The 2515-nt window shown below is 69.8% G+C and carries 2 protein-coding genes and 1 pseudogene; all 3 read left to right on the top strand.

Annotated elements, in window-relative coordinates; genetic code table 11:
• The coding region (gene bchO / locus FV222_RS22970) for an alpha/beta fold hydrolase BchO (RefSeq protein WP_147815722.1) at positions 1-600 on the top strand (600 nt) is incomplete at its 5' end.
• An 86-nt stretch (positions 601-686) separates the two neighbouring features.
• Positions 687-2186: a phytoene desaturase gene (locus tag FV222_RS22965; RefSeq protein ID WP_246685613.1), complete on the top strand. Its 1500-nt coding sequence runs from the start codon at positions 687-689 to the stop codon at positions 2184-2186.
• Positions 2167-2403, top strand: a pseudogene (locus FV222_RS22960) (squalene/phytoene synthase family protein); the annotation flags it as partial. The gene FV222_RS22965 and the pseudogene FV222_RS22960, both read left to right, overlap by 20 nt.
• Positions 2404-2515 lie beyond the last annotated feature (112 nt).

Raw genomic sequence — 2515 nt, 5'->3', positions numbered from 1 at the left:
ACGCAGCTCGGCGTGCATCCGTCGGTGGCGGTCGGCCACTCGGCGGGCGCCGCGATCCTGGCGCGGACGTGCCTCGATGGGCGGCTCGCGCCTCGGCTGCTGGTGGCGCTGAACGGCGCCCTCAAGCCGTTCCCGGGACTCGCGTCGATCCTGTTCCCGAGCATGGCGCGGATGCTGTTCCTCAACCGGATGACGCCCAAGATCTTCGCCTGGACGGCGGACCGCGCCGCGGTGCAGCGGCTGATCCAGGGCACCGGTTCGCGCCTCGACCCGGCCGGCCTCGACCTCTACCGCCGCCTGTTCCAGAAGCCCGCCCACGTGGCCGGGGCGCTCGGCATGATGGCAAACTGGAACCTCGACGCCCTCGATCGCGAACTGCCGCGGCTCGCGGTGCGCACGCTCCTCGTCGTCGGCTCCGACGACAAGGCGATCGCCCCCGACACCGCCTTCGCCGTCCGCGACCGCCTGCCCGACGCCCGCGTCGAGCTGATGCGCGGCCTCGGCCACCTCGCCCACGAGGAGGCGCCCGAGCACGTCGCCGCGGCGATCGTCGCAGAGGTCGAGGCAATCGGCCTGCTCGCCGAGTCGCGACCGAACTGAAGTCTCGCCCCTCAGAATGGCTCTTGCCTGAGGCCGGCTTTCGCCCCTAGTGTCAAATCATGTTGACACTCGATGCGTCAGACACGTTGACACGCACCGACCGCCGGCCCCACGCCGTCATCGTCGGCAGCGGCTTCGGCGGGCTCGCCGCCGCGATCCGGCTCGGCGCCCGCGGTTATCGCGTGACGGTGCTCGAACGCCTCGACAAGCCAGGCGGGCGGGCGCGGGTCCACCGGCAGGACGGCTTCACCTTCGACGCCGGCCCGACCATCGTCACCGCGCCTTTCCTATTCGAGGAGCTCTGGTCGCTGTGCGGGCGGCGCATGGAGGACGACGTCACCTTGGTACCGATGCGGCCCTATTACCGCATCCGCTTCGACGACGGCGCCACCTTCGACTATTCCGGCGACCTCGCCGCCATGCGGTCGGAGGTCGCGAAGTTCTCGCCCGCCGACGTCGCCGGCTACGAGCGCTTCATGGCGCAGAGCGAGGCGATCTTCCGCGTCGGCTTCGAGGAACTCGGCCACGTGCCCTTCGGAAAGATCCGCGACATGCTGCGGATCGCCCCCGACCTGGTGCGGCTCGGTGGCCACCGAAGCGTCTACGACGTGGTGGCCAAGTACATTCGCGACGAGCGCCTGCGCACCATCTTCAGCTTCCACCCGCTACTGATCGGCGGCAGCCCGTTCCGGGCGAGTGCGATCTACTGCCTGATCGCCCACCTCGAGCGGCGCTGGGGCGTGCACTTCGCCATGGGCGGCACCGGTCGCCTCGTCGACGGCCTCATCGGCCTGATCGCGGGGCAGGGTGGTTCGCTCCGCTGCAACGCGGAGGTCGCCGAGATCACCGTCGCCGGCAGCGCCGCGACCGGCGTGCGCCTCGCCGACGGCGAGACCATTCCCGCCGACATCGTCGTGTCCAACGCCGATTCCGCGCACACCTACCGCAATCTGCTCCCGGCTTCCGCCCGCCGACGCTGGACCGACCGCAAGGTCGAGCGCGCCCATTCCTCCATGGGCCTGTTCGTCTGGTACTTCGGCACGAAGCGGAAATACCCGGACGTCGCCCACCACACCATCCTGATGGGGCCGCGCTACCGCGCGTTGATCGACGACATCTTCCGCAAGAAGCGCCTTGCCGACGACTTCTCGCTCTATCTCCACAGGCCGACCGAGACCGACCCGATGCTAGCGCCGCCGGGATGCGACGCGTTCTACGTGCTCTCGCCGGTGCCGAATCTCGCCGGCGGCCAGGATTGGGCCGCGCTCGCCGAACCCTACCGAAGGCGCATCGAGGCGTCCCTCGAGGCGACGGTGCTGCCAGGCCTGTCGTCCGAGATCGTCACCTCGAAGGTGACGACGCCACAGGATTTCTGCGACGACTTCCTCAGCTTCCGCGGCTCCGGTTTCGGACTCGAGCCGGTGCTGACGCAGTCGGCGTGGTTTCGGCCGCACAACGCGTCGGAAGACGTGCGCAACCTGTTCCTGGTCGGCGCGGGCACCCATCCCGGCGCCGGCCTGCCCGGCGTCCTGTCCACGGCCCGCGTCCTCGATACGGTGGTACCCGATGCGCGCGTCTTCGCCTGAGTCGCTTCCGGCCGAGTTCCTGGCCGCCCTGCGCCCGGCCTCGTCGCACGCGTCGGAGGCCGACCACGCCGCCTGCCGCGCCGCGATCCGCACGGGGTCGCGCAGCTTCTACGCCGCCTCGCATCTGCTGCCGCCGAGCGTCCGGCGCGCGGCCTACGGGCTCTACGCCTTCTGCCGGATGTCGGACGACCTCGTCGACGAGGCGGAATCCGGCGCCGCGCCCGGGGCGGTGCTCCGCCTCCACTGTCTATTATACAAAACTCAGAGCCCACGAGACCGGAGCGTAACACGTTTGCAGTCTTCTGAGTGAAAAAAAAAGCGTGGGGGGG

This window comes from Methylobacterium sp. WL103 (genome assembly GCF_008039885.1).
Taxonomy (GTDB): domain Bacteria; phylum Pseudomonadota; class Alphaproteobacteria; order Rhizobiales; family Beijerinckiaceae; genus Methylobacterium; species Methylobacterium cerastii.
The sequence above is the reverse complement of the archived record's forward strand: the minus strand, read 5'-3'. Positions and strand labels throughout refer to the sequence as shown.